This window comes from Oscillibacter sp. KLE 1728 (genome assembly GCF_934833455.1).
In the GTDB taxonomy this organism is placed as follows: Bacteria; Bacillota; Clostridia; order Oscillospirales; family Oscillospiraceae; genus Oscillibacter; species Oscillibacter welbionis.
The window spans coordinates 4,512-5,603 of the sequence record NZ_CAKVVF010000110.1 but is presented as its reverse complement, the minus strand read 5'-3'; the positions used below and the strand labels follow the sequence as shown (position 1 = coordinate 5,603).

Annotated in this window: 2 protein-coding genes; both read right to left on the bottom strand. The window is 61.8% G+C overall.

Annotation, left to right across the window (positions count from 1 at the left end):
* Positions 1 to 156: 156 nt before the first annotated feature.
* On the bottom strand, positions 157 to 414 hold the full coding sequence (locus tag QVE23_RS10180) for an HPr family phosphocarrier protein (protein ID WP_021749720.1): 258 nt from the start codon (positions 412 to 414) through the stop codon (positions 157 to 159).
* Positions 415 to 804: 390 nt separating this feature from the next.
* The coding region (locus QVE23_RS10175) for a VWA domain-containing protein (protein WP_502919092.1) at positions 805 to 1,092 on the bottom strand (288 nt) is incomplete at its 5' end.

Genomic DNA, 1,092 nt, shown 5'->3' with positions numbered 1-1,092 from the left:
GGGTGCCGCGGCCACCGGCCCGTTGTCCTCCCTACAAACAACCCGGGGGGGGGGCCCTGGTGCCCTTCCGGGCCCCCGCGATTTTCTTAAAGGGGGGGCCGCCGGCTTTGCCAGCGGCCCCTCTTTGATTCAGGAGATCAGGTCTGCTCCAAAGGCTCACGCCCCGGCAAGGCACTGCTCCAGCGCATCCAGCGCCTCTCCGGCATCCGCTCCGTCTGCGGTGATCGTGATCCGCGTCCCCGCTCCGATGGACAGGGAGAGCACACCCAGCAGGCTTTTGGCATTGACGTTGTTGTCGCCGTATACGACGCGGACGACGCTGGTAAAGCGGTTGGCAGTCTGGATGAACCGGGCCGCCGTCTGATGGTGCAGGCCGTCAGGGACCTGGACCGTGACTTCTCTCGTGCACAGCATAAGAAGACCTCCTCAGTTTCTCCTTGCCGCGGGCTGTCCGCCCGCTGTGATGGAACAAAATGATTATACCTTCTTTTTCCTGTCCGGGCAAGGGGGTAACGCAAACCCGAGAGCGCCGGGATGGCCCCTGACAGAAGCATGGAGACGTGCCGCATCCGAAGGCACAGCCATCCCGCAGCCTCACGGCCTGCCGCTCCGGGCAACCAGGGGTATCCCGCAGGGCCGCATCAGCTGGAGTGCGCAATGCCCAGCGGCAAAATCCCTGATGCGCCGGGTTCCATCCCAGGGGCTTTTCACAGTCTCCGCATCATTTGACACCCGAAAAAGTCCCATGCCTCGGCTCCCGCCCCCTGCTGCCCCGTAAATAGCATCCGCCTCAGCGCATCTCCCCTACGGCAGCATCTGCTTCCGGTCCAGCTCCTCCAGCCAAGCGGCCGTGTTTGCGAAAATGGTCCGGTAAAAGCCGCTGTCCATGAAATCGTCGAAATCCTCCATCTTCAAAAAGGCGGCGTTCTGGGTGTGGCGGCCGTCGATCTCATCCAGGTGATTCAGCACGCCGTACTCTTCGCCATAGAGGCCGATGAACTGCCAGAACACGGGGAAACGGGAGGTCTTGATGAGGATCTCCTCGATCTCCCAGTCGGAAATCTCCTGGGAATAACGCAACCACTCTTTTCT